Genomic DNA, 15,332 nt, shown 5'->3' with positions numbered 1-15,332 from the left:
TCGCGCAATTTTTTCCACGTCTACGGGCGGTTTTTCGACACGATCGTCGAAGAACTGCAAAGAGGGCTTCTATGATTCTCGTAACGGGCGGTGCCGGCTTTATCGGCGCCAACTTTGTGCTTGACTGGCTGCAGGGCTCCGATGAAGCGGTTCTCAACGTCGACAAACTGACGTACGCAGGCAATCTCGGAACGCTCAAGCCGCTGCAGGGCAACCCCAGCCACGTGTTCGTGCGCGCAGACATCTGCGACCGCGCCGCGATGGATGCGCTGCTCGCCGAGCACAAGCCCCGCGCCATACTCCACTTCGCGGCGGAAAGCCACGTCGACCGGTCGATTCACGGGCCGGCCGATTTTGTGCAGACGAATGTCGTCGGCACGTTCACGCTGCTCGAAGCGACGCGCGCTTACTGGAGCGCGTTGCCTGAAGCAGAGAAGCAGGCGTTCCGCTTCCTGCACGTTTCAACGGACGAGGTCTTCGGCTCGTTGTCCGCCACCGATCCGCAGTTTTCCGAGACCACGCCGTACGCGCCCAACAGCCCGTACTCGGCGACCAAGGCTGGCTCCGATCATCTGGTGCGCGCGTATCACCACACCTACGGCCTGCCGGTTCTCACCACGAATTGCTCGAACAACTACGGCCCGTACCAGTTCCCCGAGAAGCTGATCCCGCTGATGATCGCGAATGCGCTCGGGGGCAAGGCGCTGCCGGTGTACGGCGACGGCCAGAACGTGCGCGACTGGTTGTACGTGGGCGATCACTGTTCCGCGATTCGTGAAGTACTCGCGCGCGGCACGCCGGGCGAGACGTATAACGTCGGCGGGTGGAACGAGAAGAAGAACCTCGAAGTCGTGCATACGCTGTGCGATTTGCTGGACCGCGCGAAGCCGAAGTCGAGCGGCTCCTATCGCGACCAGATCACGTACGTGACGGATCGCCCGGGCCACGACCGCCGTTACGCGATCGATGCCCGCAAGCTCGAACGCGAACTCGGCTGGAAGCCCGCCGAAACCTTCGAGACCGGGCTTGCGAAGACGGTCCAGTGGTATCTGGACAACCAGGCATGGGCGGACGAAGTGGCTTCCGGCGAGTATCGGAAGTGGGTCGAGACCAACTACGCGCAGCGCGCGTGAAGGACTGACGATGGCGCGCAAAGGTATCATTCTGGCCGGCGGTTCTGGCACGCGGCTTTATCCAATCACGCACGTCGTGTCGAAGCAGCTGCTGCCGGTCTACGACAAGCCGATGATCTATTACCCGCTGTCCACGCTGATGGTCGCGGGCATCCGTGACGTCCTCATCATTTCGACGCCGCAAGACACGCCGCGCTTCGAAACCATGCTCGGCGACGGCAGCCAGTGGGGAATGAACATCCAGTATGCGGTGCAGCCGTCGCCGGACGGGCTGGCGCAGGCGTTTATCATCGGGCGAGAGTTCGTTGGGAATGATCCGTCGGCGCTGATTCTCGGCGACAACATTTTCTACGGGCACGATCTGGCGAAGCAGCTCGAGAGCGCGGATTCGCGCACCGACGGCGCCACCGTGTTCGCCTATCACGTGCACGATCCGGAGCGCTACGGAGTCGTTGAATTCGATGAAAAGTTTCGCGCGCTATCGATCGAGGAGAAGCCCGCGAAGCCGCGTTCGAACTACGCGGTGACGGGTCTTTACTTCTACGACAACCAGGTATGCGACATCGCCGCCGACATCAAACCGTCGCCGCGCGGTGAGCTCGAGATCACTGACGTCAACTCGCGGTACCTCGAGCGCAAGAAACTCGATGTCGAGATCATGGGCCGCGGCTATGCGTGGCTTGATACCGGCACGCACGATTCGTTGATCGAAGCGGCGACGTTTATCGCGACGCTGCAGAAGCGGCAAGGGCTCGTCGTGGCGTGTCCTGAAGAGATCGCTTATCGCCAGGACTGGATCGGCGATGAGCAACTGCTCGCGCTGGCGAAGCCGCTCGCGAAGAACGCCTACGGTCAATATCTTCTCAATCTTCCGAAGGACCAAGTCGCATGGCCATCCAGGTAACTACAACGGCATTGCCCGAAGTCAAGATCATCGAGCCGAAGGTGTTCGGCGATGCGCGCGGCTTCTTCTACGAGAGTTTCAATGCTCGCGAGTTTGCCGAGCAGGTCGAGGGCGGTGTCGAGTTCGTGCAGGACAATCATTCGCGCTCGGCGAAGGGCGTGCTGCGCGGGCTGCATTATCAGATTCAGCATCCGCAGGGGAAGCTCGTGCGGGTGGTCGAGGGCGAGGTGTTCGATGTCGCCATCGATGTTCGCAAGAGTTCGCCGAACTTCGGGAAATGGGTGGGCGTGAATCTGTCGGAGGAAAATCACCGGCAGTTGTGGGTGCCGCCGGGATTCGCGCATGGTTTTGTCGTGCTCTCGGAGACCGCGCAGTTTCTCTACAAGACGACCGACTACTGGTATCAGGCGCACGAGCGCAGCATTGTGTGGAACGATCCGGAGATCGGCATCGAATGGCCGATCGATTTCGAGCCTTTGCTCGCGGCAAAGGATGCGGCGGGCAAGCGGCTCGCCGACGCCGATGTGTTTGCATAAGGCCAGGGACATGACGAACCAATCAACCGAGCGAACGATTCTGGTCACAGGTGTGAACGGGCAGGTGGGTTTCGAACTCGCGCGCAGCCTGCAGGGTCTGGGCCGAGTGGTCGCCGTCGACAGAAGCGCATTGGACCTGTCCGATCTGGACGAGATTCGCCGGGTGGTCCGTGACCTCCGGCCCGCACTGATTGTTAATCCCGCTGCCTACACGGCGGTCGACAAGGCTGAAAGCGACGTCGATGCCGCAATGCGCATCAACGCAGAAGCGCCGGGTGTGCTGGCGGAAGAAGCGAAGCGCCTTAATGCCGCGTTGATTCACTATTCGACTGACTATGTGTTCGATGGCACGAAGGACAGCCCTTACGTCGAGGACGACGCGACCAATCCGCAGAACGTCTACGGCGCGAGCAAGCTCGCGGGCGAGCGTGCGATCGCCGATGTCGGTGGCTCCCACATTGTGTTTCGGACGAGCTGGGTTTATGGGCGACGCGGCAAGAATTTTCTGTTGACGATGTTGCGTCTCGGCGCCGAGCGGCCTGAACTGCGCATCGTGGGCGACCAGTTTGGTGCGCCTACATGGAGCACGACGATCGCTACGCTGACCGCGCACGTGGTCGCGCAGGGACTGGCGGCCAGTGAAGGCGACGCAAGCTGGTGGCAGGAGAAAACAGGGGTGTACAACTTGACCGCATCGGGATCGACGTCCTGGGCCGGATTTGCTGAAGCCATCTTCGAGCAGGCGAATCCCGCCTTGAAGCCGAAGGTCACATCGATCGCTGCGGCCGAGTATCCTGTGCCCGCCAAGCGCCCGTTCAATTCGCAGTTGTCTGGCGACAAACTTGCAAAGACGTTCGGGCTACGCGCGCCGAATTGGATTGACGCGTTGAAGCTGTGTTTTGGCGATGGCCTCAGCGTGTGACGAGTCGAGCGCGCACCACCGAAATATCATTTGCCATTCGTTCAGAAGCCATTCGGAAGGCCAATGAGAATGGTGTAGACGCGCCACTACAAGAAACAGGTGCGCGCACTCGCGTTCCTGCGAAACATCGGAAACGGGTTGTGTTGGCCCATGATGCGGCGGGATGGGGCGCATGAGCGCCCTTCAGATGCGAATGTGTCCTTGTCGCAGCGTCGATGCGCGCGATGGATCACGATTCGCCCCAACTCTAATTTTTTCGACATCTGCTTACGATGCTTAATTCGATTTTCGATGATCTGAGGGCCAGCCTCGCCTCCTGGCGCCTGTGGACCTTGCTTGGCTGGCTGGAGGTGCGTCAGCGCTATGCTCGGTCATTGGTGGGACCTTTCTGGCTGACCATCAGCATGGGGGTCATGATCGCTTCCATTGGGTTGGTGTACGGCACGCTGTTCGGTCAGAATATGAGCGAGTATCTGCCGTTTCTGAGCAGTGGCCTGGTCATGTGGACGCTGTTTGCACAAACCGTGAACGAGGGCAGCAACGCCTATATTGCCAGTTCAACGTACATTCGCCAGGCAGCGACCCCCAAGCTTCTCTACGTGCTTCAAGTTGTGTGGCGCAACGTCGTAATCCTCGCGCACAATATCGTAATCGTCCTCGCGCTCTTCGTGATCTTCGGAGTCAGAAACTGGGATGTCTTGCCCCTGTTTGTGCCGGCGCTGCTTATTTACTTGCTCAATGTGACATGGATCGCAATGGTTGCGGGTTTGCTTTCCGCACGTTTTCGCGACCTGCCGCAAATTGTGGCGGCGCTTATCCAGGTCGCTTTTTATGTTACGCCGATTATGTTTCGGCCCGATGCGCTAAATCGATTCTCTTGGATCGTCCGATTCAATCCTCTTTCATATCTGATTGAAGTGGTTCGCGCGCCGTTGATCGGGCAGGCCCCAAGTGCCTTGGCATGGGGTATCACGATAGGCATGGCAGTTGTAGGCTGGATCGTTGCGCTGTTGCTGACGGCCCGCTATCTGAAACGTATTCCTTTCTGGGTTTGACAGGGGCGCCCATATGACAGCCTATATCCACTTGCAGAATGCAACGCTCGACCTGCCGATTTATGACGTGCAGGGTAGATCGCTGAAAAAGCAAATGTTGCGGATCGGACGGCGCAACCGCATTGCTGAAGATAACGACGGCGTGATTGTGGTACGCGCCTTGGACTCTATCGATGTGTGTCTGGAGGCGGGTGACCGAGTCGGCCTTATCGGCCGGAACGGCGCTGGAAAATCCACGCTGCTGCGCGCTATGGCGGGCATTTACTCACCGACCGCGGGAATCATCGAGCGCAAAGGCACGATTGTGCCTTTGCTCGATATCACGCTCGGGATGGACGAGAATTCCACGGGGCGGCAGAACATCCGCCTTCGAGGCTTGTTGCTCGGCATGACCAGTTCGGAAATCATTGCGAAGCAAGATGCAATTGCCGAATTTTCTGATCTTGGCGACTACCTTGATTTGCCTCTACGAACCTATTCGAGCGGAATGCGTGTGCGACTCGCTTTTGCGGTCTCGACCGCGGTGGATGCAGAGATCCTCTTACTAGATGAGGTCATGGGGGTCGGTGACGCAGCGTTCAAAGGAAAGGCGAACAGGAGACTGCGGGACCTTCATAGTCGTGCCGAAATTGTCGTTTTGGCGATACATGCGAATGACGAGATTCGCAAGACCTGCAACAAGGTCATCTGGATGGAGCAGGGCCGAGTTCGGGCATTCGGGCCCGTTGAAGAGGTGCTCGCTGAATACGAGGCTTTGACCGATTGAGCAGCTTTGAGCTGGGTAAGCGTGTCCTTTCGTGCGAGCGAGATGCTCCGCGATTTCCGTCTGGGCGTTGCGGAAGCGTCCAGCACGTGCGACAGACAGCGCAGAACCTGTGCCCCATGTCGATAGATCCGTTCAATGTGATTAGAGATCAATGGGCAGACCCATTGTTCATACCATGTGGTGCACAAGTACGCTGCGCGTGGTCAGGCAGGGCTCGCAAAACATTCGGTTGGGGCACGATCGCTCATTCGCTGCGTGACGTCTATGGGCAATGAAGTCTGCCAGCGTTGGCACGTATGAGGGCCGATGGAATTCGCGGAATCGACCGTCGCTGAGTTTCGACGGATCGTTTGGTAATGTTTATTGAAGAGCAAGCAACAGAGGCTGCTAATGATTGATCGAGCGTATAGGGTTTATTGCTATTGGAAAAGCCACGGGACGGCCGCCTTGCAGCAGATTGTTTATCGTAAACTGGCTAATAGGCTTCATAAGTCCTCCGACTCGATGGGGACGAGTGAGGCCGAGAAAAAGACCGCCGCGCAAATTTCCCGCGTCCGTTTCGAGACTATCACACCTCTGAAGACGTACTCAATCCCTCAGGCAGGCAATCGTCGCATAAGTATCGTCACGGATAGCGTCGGAAGCGGAAGTTTATTCGGCGGCGTGGGTACGTCCCTGATTTTTGCGGCGCTCTTGGCCAACAGGCTGGACGCGCAATTGCGGATCATCACTCGCACTCATCGTGCTCAGCCGGAAAACGTCAATCACGTCCTCTCGCTCTATGGGATTAGCCTAAAGCACGACCCGCAGTTCAAGTTCGCCGCGTTTTTCGACCAGAAGTCCGAGATCGACGTTGTAGACGACGATATTTTCATCACGACTTCGTGGTGGACCACCGCGTCGGCCTTGCCCAGCGTCCGTCACGACTCGATTATTTATCTGCTGCAGGAAGACGAGCGGATGTTCTATCCTTTTGGCGACGATCGTGTTAAATGCGAGTCGATCCTCCGGAACACGGATATTCGTTTTCTGATCAATACAAAGTTGCTGTACGATCACTTTGTCCAGGATGGTTTGGCTAATATTGAGGCCAAAGGCGCATGGTTCGAGCCGGCCTTTCCTGCCAATGTCTTTTATCCACGCAGGAAGGATGCAACGGAAAAGAAAAAGTTTTTTTTCTACGCGAGGCCGAATAATTTTCGTAATCTTTTCTATCTTGGTATAGAAGTTATCGAGAGTGCGATTACTCAAAGGGTTCTTGATCTTGACCGCTGGGAAGTTTTTCTGGTCGGTAAGGATATTCCTGCTGTCGTCTTCGACGGCGGCTATATGCCAAAAAAATGCGAGAATCTTACCTGGTCGGAGTACGCCCAGTTGGTCGGGACGGTCGACGTGGGCCTCAGCCTGATGAGTACCCCACACCCAAGTTATCCTCCTTTGGATCTCGCTGCGAGTGGCGCTGTAGTCGTAACGAATCGCTTCGGCAACAAGACCGATTTGAGTGGCTATTCGCGTAATCTGATTTGCGCGGATCTTGAACGTGGTGCATTGGTGGACGCCCTTAAGTTGGCCATAACGCTCGCGCTCGAATCTCAACTTTGCGAGGAAAATTTCCGTGGAAACGGACTCCTCGTTGATTGGCAGCAGGCATTCGGCGGCATAATCCAGCAGCTATCTGAAGAAATTTAATGTTTAAAATTGACAATCAGGTAGTTCCTTATTCCGACCCCTGGAATATTCCTCTGTCCGAGCGTATCCGAATGCTCGTGGCGGGAAGGCAGAAGGTTGCTTACTTTTATGAGGCTCCGAATAACAGCACTTTCCGCTACCGTGCTTACAACATGGTGCAGGTGCTCAATGACGGAAAGAGCCGCGATGTTTCAGCCAGCTTTTTCTTTTTGGAGGATTGGGCCCGAATCGATGAAGTCGTCGACTATGCCGATGTTCTTGTGATATGCAGGTCACGATATTCTAACCGAATCAATCAACTCGTGATGAAGTTCCGGGTTCAGGGAAAGCGAGTCCTTTTCGATATCGATGATTTCGTTTTCGATTCGAGCTATGCGCATCTGATCATGAGTACGCTTGACCAGGATGCCAGTGATCCGGACAGACTGGATTATTGGTTCTCTTATATCGGTCGGTTGGGCGGGACACTGAACCTTTGTGATGGTGCTATAACGACCAATCAGTATCTGGCAAAAAAAATCGCAAATTTTTCCGGATTGCCCGTGAGCGTGGTCCCCAACTTTATGAACAAGGAGCAGGTGAGTTATTCCGACGATCTGTTCCGCGGCAAGGAAATGTCAGGATTCGCGCGAGACGACAAGATCCATTTGGGCTATTTCAGTGGCTCCCCATCGCACAAGTTGGACTACGCGATCATTGAGCCGGCCCTGGAAGAAATCCTGGAAATAGATCCTAGGGTTGAAGTGATGGTCGTAGGATATATCGAGTCGGGACCAAATTTAAAAAAATTTGGAAACAGAGTAACGCGTCAGCCTTTCCAAGATTACGTGAATTTGCAGCGTGTTATCAGCAGCGTGGAGTTTAATTTAATGCCGTTGCAGGCGAATGATTTCACAAACTGTAAATCTGAGCTTAAATATTTTGAGGCGGCCGTGGTGGGTGCGGTGAGTATTGCTTCGCCTTCTTACACTTACGCTGCCGCTATCCACGACGGTGAAAATGGTTATATTGCTCGGGCGCACGAATGGTTGTCGGTAATCAAGGAGGCGATTGAAGACACATCGAGATATCGCAGAATCACTGAAAACGCACGGGAGGATGCTCGCGCGAAATACGCCTGGTTCAATCAACGAGAAAACATTCTCGAGGCGCTGCATCTTGAATAGAATAAGTTCGGATATTTTCGTGGTTCCGCAATTGGCGACGTTGCCTCGCTTCCGCGCGGAAACATGTAATTTTCGGGATCGTACACAGCCTGAGCCGATAGTGGGCGTGCGTCTTCACGACCTCGTGGGTTCGAGCGCTTCATTGAATGCAACGATATGAATCGTGATTGTGCGCAATCTCGTGAGGCGGGCGTAATCGCCATCGTAGTGAGCTATCACCCTGATTTGACTCGACTTTCGGAGTTATTCAAGGCGGTGGCGCCCCAGGTTGAACGAGTGGTTGTGGTGGACAACGGATCGCCTCAGGACGTGATCCTTTGGCTAGCGGGCTTGGACGACGCGAGGCTGCACGTTTTGCCTCTGGGCCAGAATCGCGGGATAGCCGCCGCCCACAACGCGGGTATCCGTTGGGCGCGAGAGCAGCGCGGGAAGTATGTACTGCTAATGGATCAGGATAGCGTCCCGGATCCCGGCATGGTGGCAGATCTGCGATCGGCCTATGAAGAGCTAATCGCTCAAGACAACAAGGTAGCGGCGATTGGCCCTCGATTCAGGGACCCCGACAGTGGTCGCCTTTCACAACATGTCCGTTTCGGAAGGCTGTGGATAGTACCCGTCGGTTGCCTGCCAGGGCAACGGGTCTCCAAGACAGATTTCCTGATTTCTTCAGGGTCGCTCATTTCCATGGACGTGCTGGATGCTATAGGGGAGATGGATGAGGAACTCTTTATCGATCAAGTTGATACTGAGTGGGTGCTTCGCGCTCTTGCCAAAGGCTACTCGCCCTGGGGGCACTGCATGGCCGTGATGAGCCATTCCTTAGGAGAAACCCGCCGGCGCGTGTGGTTTGGTCGCTGGCGTGAGGTCCCGTTTCACAAGCCGTTTCGCTATTACTACATTTTTCGGAACAGCGTGTTGCTTCACAGACGAGGCTACCCGTGCTGGGCATGGAGGCGCGTGGATGCGATCCGACTCTTGCAAATGCTTGTGTTTATGGTGATATTCCACCCCGAACGGTTCAAGGCGCTGCAGATGATGCTGCGAGGATTGTGGGATGGATTGCAGAAAGGCCAGTAGCGATAACCGGGGGACACCATCGTTATCAAACGTCACATAGTCTGTCTGTTTGCTGTAAATCGTTAAGCGCCTGGGTTTTTCAGAACGACGTCAGTGTGGTCGTCGATAATAATAGGTCGAGCTTCCCTCTGTTTTTCGCCTTCCAGATGCCCCTAGCTAAGTTAAGATACCTCCGACGCGCGGTGGACAGCGTTCACTTCCAATTTTCCCAGCGGTACTTTCGATAATATCAATCCTTGATCTGAGCAGTTGGGGCAGTCAAGGCCGAAGAAAGAAAGTAACCATTCGTCACGAATCGCTATCCGTATCGAGGTCATGATTTCAGTGTGCTGCGAGCATCGCAACCGATGCCGAATTTATGACGAATGAAATCGCGTTCGAAGTGTGTGTCGCACTCAGGCGTGGTGTCCGCAACTGGTAAATTAAGCGCGCTCAAAATCGCATGCCAAAAGGCCGACGTATGGTACTCGAACATGACCGGCACATAGCCTCTGATCGGCTGCCGCGTTGAAATCCAGTGAACGGGCTTATGAAAGGATTCCGCCTCATGCCCTGTAGACGACGAGAATGTGATAACAGCGGATACACGACTCGATGACATGAGTCGTACACGTTTTCGTCGGTTAAGCGGGAGTTGGGAAGCGTCAACAATGCTTTGACAACATCGCAATCAGGCTCCAGAGGGTGCGGCTTAATGAGCAGGTTGGTCGAGTTGTAGGAACCGACGATATTTTGTACGCGTTCAAGATAAGGTCGTGCATCGAAGAATCCGCCGTTCGGCAGAATGACTGACGAATCGTACTGTGTCTGGGCCAGGAACACGACGGCTCTCTCTGGAATGTCGTCCCGAGATGCGATGATCGAAAACCCACGCCGAAGTTTGTTGCTCATGCGCTCAAATTCTGCGCGAGGATGCTCGTACGCCTTCAATGCATTACGCGCTGCCGGAGAATTCGAGATAAATGCAAGCGGCAGGTCATCCATGAATCTCTCGGAATGCGCTCGCACATCGATGTATGCAATGGCGCAACGTTCAAAGACTCGCTTGAGCATCGGGGACGCTTCAAACGCGATGACAATCGAATCTGAAAAAATTTCTTTTAGCAGATCGACCATACGCTGTTCAGCATATGGGAATGTGTATAGGCTGGAGACGTGGTAAGTGCGAACCCATGATTCTAGGGACGGCGTCAAGCCAAAGCCGGCATACGCAGAGCGCACAACCTGTTTGTAGTCGTCGTCAGGAAGATCGGGAAACAAGGATACGGGCCAGATCGTTGAGGCGTGGATGTGCGGCGCCACGATCTCAAAGATCTTTTCGATGTTCGGCTTCTGATTGAAGTCCAACCTTTCGCTCGTGCGCACGAAATCCCACGTGAAAATGATCTTTAACGGATTCGTTGAGCGGGGTGTTGATGTCCGGCGACGGGTTGCACGGTTACATATGGAAGCCGCACGCGGGCGGCTTTTTTACGCCTGCACAAAATCATACCAACAACCGCCACCGAGCGGCTTTTTTACTTTCCGGACGCCCATGGAAGGTCAACAGGAAGTCGTCGCGGCGATTTTGTCGCTGCAAGCGGACCTCAATCAGCGTCACAGCGAAAACGTGACGCGCCACGACGTAACGGACAAGAAGGTCGAAGAGGCGATTCGTCGCATCGACGACCTGCACAAGGCTTTTCCTGGTGGGGACTGGGACGGCCATCGCAGGTATCACGAGGCCGTGATTCAGAAGATCGCGGCGCGCGGCCGGCCTTATCAGGATCTGCAGGCGGAGTTGGCGAAGAAGGGCCTTTGGGCTTTCATCGTCGGCCTTGCTGCGGCGGTTTGGTACTACACAAAAGCGAAGGTGATTTCATGATTCTTTCCCCAAATTGGGCCAAGGCGCACAAGCGTTACTCGGTCTGGGCGCTTGCCGCGAGTACGGCGCTTCAGGTGCTGTGGGCGGCCGTGCAAGATCCGCCGCTATGGGCCGTGCTTCTCGCAAATGGCGTCATTGGCGGGCTCGTGATTGCGTATCTCGCCCAGCCCAGCGTCACCGGAGAAAGCGATGCGGACGCTTCCGAGTAGACCGGGCAAGAAGTCACTTGCCGTCATCGTCGGGACGGTCGTTGCTTCGATGGCGATCTCGTTCACCTCGTCACGTGAGGGCGTTTCTCTGAAGCCGTACGACGATCGTCTCGCCGGAAGTCTGCAGACGGTGTGTTATGGCGAGACGAACGTCGGGATGCGGAATTACAGCCTCGACGAGTGCAAGGAAATGCTCAGCGAGAGTCTCGCCGGGTACGCGATGGAGGTGCGCCGCCTCACTCCCGGATTCGACGATCTCACGGACGGTCAGAAGGTCGCTGTGATCGACATGGCCTACAACAACGGCGTCGAAGCCTACCGAACATCGACGCTCCGGACCACGTACGGAAAAAGAAGCAATTCCCGGCCGCGTGCGAGCAGTTCCTGCGCTGCCGCGTGGTCACCGTGCGCGGGGTGAAGCTGGACTGCTCGATCGCGGCGAACCGCTGTGTCGGGAAGTGGACCCGAGCAAAGCTTCAGCGCTCGGCGTGCCTCGGATAAAACAAGACTGTCTCGCCCGCCTCGCGCGGGCTTTTTAATTCCTGGAGCCTCTCTATGAACATTGGTCTTTCTGTAGCCGTGCGCAATGCGCGCCTGACAGCCATCGTGACGGCCGCAGGTGCGAGCGCGATTCTCACGACCTACAACGGCACGCTGCCCGCAACAGTCGGCACGGCCACGACCGTGCTCTCGGCGCACGCCTGCGCGTCGGTGCTCGGCACGGTTGCAAACGACGTGCTGACGTTCAACGCGATCGGCAACGCAACAGCCTCTGCTACCGGCACGGCGACCTGGGCGCGGCTCACGACATCCGGAGGCACGTTCATCGCCGACTTCGACGTGAGCACCACCGCGGCCGGTACGGGCGTGCTCCAGATGGCGACCACTTCGATCGTCACGAATGCGACCGTCCAAATCAGCTTGGGCCAGTTCACAGAAGGCAATGCATAAGGCGTAGTCCGTGGGCTCTCTCTCCGGCTCTACCACAATCCTCGCGGGCACGGAGACGTTCAACTTATCGCCGCCCGCACAGACGGACTGGATCGAGTTTCACTCGGCAACGACACCGAACCGCAAGAGCGGCGCGGGGTCGACCATTGGCTTGCCGACGTTGCTCGGTTCTGGCGTCTCGTGGGGAACGCATTCTCCGATCGCGAAACGGTCCCGGCAACAGTCAGCGGGGCACTTTCGGGCGTAAGCGGGTCGTTCTCGGGAACTGAGTCGATCCCGGCGTCGGTTGGCGGCACGCTTGCCGGCGTCGTCGGCAGCTTCGCTGGCGCGCAGTCGATTCCGGGCATCTTCAGCGCGACGCTCGCGGGTGTCTCCGGATCGTTATCTGGCGACGAAACGCTGCCTGATGCCATATCTTGCACTTTGGCCGGCGTGTCCGGCAGCTTCGCCGGATCTTCGTTGCTGGGTTTGACAGATGCAATCGCCGGGCGCCTGGACGGTGTGAGCGGGGCATTCATTGGTAACACCATCGAGAATCCGGCCGGCGTGATTGCTGGCACGTTGGCGGGCGTCACAGGCGCGTTTTATGGCGTGGCCTATGCCAATTACTCCGCGGTGATCACGGGTGCGCTTGATGGTATCTCGGGCCGCATGCTTGGCGCCGTCGTCAACGTGGGCGTGCCGAAGCCGATTCGTTGTCTGGTCTCCGGCCGAATCGCGAGAAGCATCAATCCCGGGCGAGGAGAGGTGCGCAGTTGTTCGGCCCGAGGTCCGAATCGATCAAATCAAACCTGAATCGCGCCGGCTCGTTGTTCGAGCTGAGAAGCGATTGTCTGTCGTCGCCTGATGGCGACCTTCGAAGGGAGATCCAGATGGCGAATTACCCGGCCGCGCCCAGCTTCGTGAAAGACCCGGTGTCCGTGCTCGATTTTCAATGGGATTGGTCCGAGTGGCTCGGCGAAGGCGAAACGCTCAGCGACAAGGACGTCTCTGCTGATGACGGCGTGACCGTCAACTCGTCTTCCATCGATGGCCCGGTCGTGTCTGCGTGGATCGCCGGCGGCACATCAGGGAAGTCGTACAACGTCAAATGCAAAGTCACGACGTCATCCGGCCGCGTCGACGCGCGGACGATCTCGATCGACGTCAGGAATCGCTAACCGGACAGGAAAACTGCAATGAGCCCGTATTTCATCATCGGCCTGGCGGCCGCCGCGGTCGGCGCGGCGCTTGGCTTCGGCACCGCGTATGTAATCGACGGCCGCGCGATGGCGCCCGAGCAGGCGGCGCATGCAGCGGTCATCGCATAGATCAACGCAGCCTCAGCGAAGGCGCTCGCCGACGCTCTGAAGAATCAGCAGGCCGCAGAAGGGAAGGTCGCGGCCATCGAAAAGTCGTTCACCAATGAGGTATCGAAGCATGCGCAAGATCCCCTTGATTACCGCGCTCGGCACGCTGCTGGCACTGACCGCGTGCGCGTCCGGATCGCCGCTGTTCTGCCGCAGCCTCAGGTGAAGGCACCTCCATCGCTGTCAGCGCTGATGGTGCCGCCGCCTACGGACACCTCGACGGCCAGGTTGCAAGCAGCGTTTTCTGAGTAGCGGCCGACGATCAAGTCGGGATCGGTAAGCTTTCGGCGCTTCAGGCCATTGTGCGAGCGATGCAGGATCAAGGGGTATATCTCGAAATGAACCGATACGTATTCGCTACGATCCTGCAGGTGCTGTTCACCTACCATGCTCGCCGCGCCGCTCGCGCAGATCATCGCGATGTTCTGCAGGGCGGACAGCTAGTACGTGCTCGACCTCAACTTGAAGCGCAGGCAGCGAAAGTTTTGGTAATATCTGGTAACCAATAGATCGGCGTTTCCCGTGCTTTGAGAAGTCGGTATGCCGAGGGTGCCGGGCATATATCCTTCGGTATCAAGAATGCCATTAAGGCAAGAAGAACGGAGAAGGTATGTTTGAAAAGTTGTCGGCTGAAACTGACCCAGCGGTTGCTCATGCGAGGGCGCAAGGCATTAGTTTTTACATGGACATTGCCCGCTACCTTGTGCAGAGGTTCCCCGGGATGAACTCTATGTCGCTCCTAGACATTGGATCCAGAACCGGGATCGGGCCTGGCCTCCTGCGTGCGATGTATCATCCTGCGTCATATTCATGTCTGAAGCTCGACCCCGTCACAGCGATCGAAATTGACCCAACTTTTCAGCCGGCCGCCGAGCGAGATTTCCCTGATATTGAAGCCCTGACCGGAGACGCCTTTTCGCTTGGCGACGGAAGAAGGTGGGATATTGTCATGTCGTCTCACACGATAGAGCACGTCGAAGACCCACGGGCTTTTCTGCGCGGCATGCAGTCGATATGCAACAAAATGGCAATAGTTGCGTGCCCGTTTGAAGAAGAGAACCTAATCAGATGGCATCGCAATCGAATCACTTACGGGATGCTCAGCGAGGCTGGCTTCCACGACATCCACGTCTACAGATCAACGCATTGGTTCAACAGCATGTGCGTCATCGCATCTTGGCGCAATTTTTAGGGCGGTCTACGGACGGCTGCCTAGCTCGCTAGCGCAAATAGGCGACCTCCTACCTTGATTGGAGGATTGCTTTGTTGTAGTCTCTCGCCGCCTAGTCGAGAGGGGTCCAAATTCCCTCAAGATTGTTGTAATGGCAGGCCGGGGCGCTCCGCAGCGTCACCGGCCTTTTGCATGCCATCGTCATCGGCGCCAATCGCTCGCACCCAAAACGCACAGCCGAACTCGGGGCGTGCGATCACCTGAGGCCTCGCGTCTCGCCCGCAGCGCGCGTGTGATCCCCCTGTAATATCTCCGACCCAGTGCTCGCAATGCCGGCACGCATTCGCGTTTCCTTCTCTCTCGAAAATAGATCGAGAAGGCTATTTTCACCGACCAATCGGCCGAGCTTGATGAAAGGCTTCTCGATCAGAAACGTAAGCAGCCGGCGAAGGCATCTTGATCTGCAAGTCGAGTAGCCCGACGATCATGTCCATGCAAATTTTAAATGGACATGTGTACATGATGGACGAAGTCGAGGTT

At 56.6% G+C, this 15,332-nt stretch carries 20 protein-coding genes; 18 read left to right on the top strand and 2 right to left on the bottom strand.

Features of this window, described 5'->3' with window-relative positions; translation table 11 throughout:
• Window positions 1-71: 71 nt before the first annotated feature.
• From rfbB to AWB68_RS03370, 9 genes are all read left to right on the top strand, one after another.
• A complete protein-coding gene (rfbB, locus tag AWB68_RS03410; RefSeq protein WP_087642954.1) occupies window positions 72-1,133 on the top strand; it encodes a dTDP-glucose 4,6-dehydratase in 1,062 nt (353 codons plus the stop codon).
• A gap of 10 nt (window positions 1,134-1,143) precedes the next feature.
• Complete coding sequence (rfbA, locus tag AWB68_RS03405; RefSeq protein ID WP_087642953.1) at window positions 1,144-2,037, top strand: glucose-1-phosphate thymidylyltransferase RfbA; 894 nt, start codon at window positions 1,144-1,146, stop codon at window positions 2,035-2,037.
• Complete coding sequence (gene rfbC / locus AWB68_RS03400; protein ID WP_087642952.1) at window positions 2,022-2,573, top strand: dTDP-4-dehydrorhamnose 3,5-epimerase; 552 nt, start codon at window positions 2,022-2,024, stop codon at window positions 2,571-2,573. Before rfbA ends, rfbC begins: the two co-directional genes overlap by 16 nt.
• A gap of 10 nt (window positions 2,574-2,583) precedes the next feature.
• Entirely contained in the window at window positions 2,584-3,495 is a 912-nt protein-coding gene (rfbD, locus tag AWB68_RS03395; RefSeq protein ID WP_087642951.1) for a dTDP-4-dehydrorhamnose reductase, read from the top strand.
• Window positions 3,496-3,767: 272 nt separating this feature from the next.
• Window positions 3,768-4,550: an ABC transporter permease gene (locus tag AWB68_RS03390; protein ID WP_087642950.1), complete on the top strand. Its 783-nt coding sequence runs from the start codon at window positions 3,768-3,770 to the stop codon at window positions 4,548-4,550.
• Window positions 4,551-4,563: 13 nt separating this feature from the next.
• Entirely contained in the window at window positions 4,564-5,316 is a 753-nt protein-coding gene (locus tag AWB68_RS03385; RefSeq protein WP_087642949.1) for an ABC transporter ATP-binding protein, read from the top strand.
• Between the two features lie 447 nt (window positions 5,317-5,763).
• A complete protein-coding gene (locus tag AWB68_RS03380) occupies window positions 5,764-7,005 on the top strand; it encodes a rhamnosyltransferase WsaF family glycosyltransferase (protein WP_235028189.1) in 1,242 nt (413 codons plus the stop codon).
• A complete protein-coding gene (locus AWB68_RS03375) occupies window positions 7,005-8,171 on the top strand; it encodes a glycosyltransferase family protein (protein ID WP_235028188.1) in 1,167 nt (388 codons plus the stop codon). The genes AWB68_RS03380 and AWB68_RS03375 overlap by 1 nt, the downstream gene beginning before the upstream one ends.
• A 207-nt stretch (window positions 8,172-8,378) precedes the next feature.
• Complete coding sequence (locus AWB68_RS03370; protein ID WP_235028187.1) at window positions 8,379-9,248, top strand: glycosyltransferase family 2 protein; 870 nt, start codon at window positions 8,379-8,381, stop codon at window positions 9,246-9,248.
• 432 nt (window positions 9,249-9,680) lie between these two features.
• Here AWB68_RS03370 and AWB68_RS03365 read toward each other — a convergent pair whose 3' ends face one another.
• Window positions 9,681-10,595: a polysialyltransferase family glycosyltransferase gene (locus AWB68_RS03365; RefSeq protein ID WP_087642946.1), complete on the bottom strand. Its 915-nt coding sequence runs from the start codon at window positions 10,593-10,595 to the stop codon at window positions 9,681-9,683.
• A gap of 28 nt (window positions 10,596-10,623) precedes the next feature.
• Here AWB68_RS03365 and AWB68_RS03360 point away from each other — a divergent pair, with 28 nt between their 5' ends.
• The 8 genes from AWB68_RS03360 to AWB68_RS48095 all read left to right on the top strand — a co-directional run bounded on the left by AWB68_RS03360 (window position 10,624) and on the right by AWB68_RS48095 (window position 13,787).
• Window positions 10,624-11,112 (top strand): hypothetical protein, encoded by a 489-nt coding sequence (locus AWB68_RS03360; protein ID WP_125482859.1) that lies wholly within the window; start codon window positions 10,624-10,626, stop codon window positions 11,110-11,112.
• Window positions 11,109-11,321 (top strand): DUF7940 domain-containing protein, encoded by a 213-nt coding sequence (locus AWB68_RS03355; RefSeq protein ID WP_087642944.1) that lies wholly within the window; start codon window positions 11,109-11,111, stop codon window positions 11,319-11,321. Before AWB68_RS03360 ends, AWB68_RS03355 begins: the two co-directional genes overlap by 4 nt.
• Complete coding sequence (locus tag AWB68_RS03350) at window positions 11,302-11,739, top strand: glycoside hydrolase family protein (RefSeq protein WP_087642943.1); 438 nt, start codon at window positions 11,302-11,304, stop codon at window positions 11,737-11,739. The genes AWB68_RS03355 and AWB68_RS03350 overlap by 20 nt, the downstream gene beginning before the upstream one ends.
• Window positions 11,740-11,876: 137 nt before the next feature.
• Entirely contained in the window at window positions 11,877-12,272 is a 396-nt protein-coding gene (locus AWB68_RS03345; protein ID WP_087642942.1) for a hypothetical protein, read from the top strand.
• 459 nt (window positions 12,273-12,731) lie between these two features.
• Window positions 12,732-13,067 carry a hypothetical protein gene (locus tag AWB68_RS46275; RefSeq protein ID WP_125482858.1) on the top strand — a complete coding sequence of 112 codons (336 nt, stop codon included), beginning with the start codon at window positions 12,732-12,734 and terminating at the stop codon, window positions 13,065-13,067.
• A 77-nt stretch (window positions 13,068-13,144) separates the two neighbouring features.
• Window positions 13,145-13,432, top strand: a complete 288-nt coding sequence (locus AWB68_RS03335; protein WP_087642940.1) for a phage fiber-tail adaptor protein — start codon at window positions 13,145-13,147, stop codon at window positions 13,430-13,432.
• An 18-nt stretch (window positions 13,433-13,450) separates the two neighbouring features.
• Window positions 13,451-13,582 (top strand): hypothetical protein, encoded by a 132-nt coding sequence (locus AWB68_RS50755; RefSeq protein WP_268810913.1) that lies wholly within the window; start codon window positions 13,451-13,453, stop codon window positions 13,580-13,582.
• Between the two features lie 109 nt (window positions 13,583-13,691).
• Window positions 13,692-13,787 carry a lipoprotein gene (locus AWB68_RS48095; RefSeq protein WP_160109952.1) on the top strand — a complete coding sequence of 32 codons (96 nt, stop codon included), beginning with the start codon at window positions 13,692-13,694 and terminating at the stop codon, window positions 13,785-13,787.
• On the opposite strand, the gene AWB68_RS03330 is transcribed toward AWB68_RS48095, so the two are convergent.
• The gene (locus AWB68_RS03330; RefSeq protein WP_087642939.1) at window positions 13,780-14,037 is read right to left on the bottom strand and encodes a hypothetical protein; all 258 of its coding nucleotides are present in this window, start codon (window positions 14,035-14,037) and stop codon (window positions 13,780-13,782) included. The two genes, AWB68_RS48095 and AWB68_RS03330, sit on opposite strands and share 8 nt — an antisense overlap.
• A gap of 194 nt (window positions 14,038-14,231) precedes the next feature.
• On the opposite strand from AWB68_RS03330, the gene AWB68_RS03325 reads away from it, so the two are divergent.
• A complete protein-coding gene (locus AWB68_RS03325) occupies window positions 14,232-14,813 on the top strand; it encodes a class I SAM-dependent methyltransferase (protein WP_087642938.1) in 582 nt (193 codons plus the stop codon).
• Window positions 14,814-15,332 lie beyond the last annotated feature (519 nt).

The sequence above is a fragment of the Caballeronia choica genome (genome assembly GCF_001544535.1).
In the GTDB taxonomy this organism is placed as follows: Bacteria; Pseudomonadota; Gammaproteobacteria; order Burkholderiales; family Burkholderiaceae; genus Caballeronia; species Caballeronia choica.
This window is presented reverse-complemented; position numbering and strand designations above follow the sequence as displayed.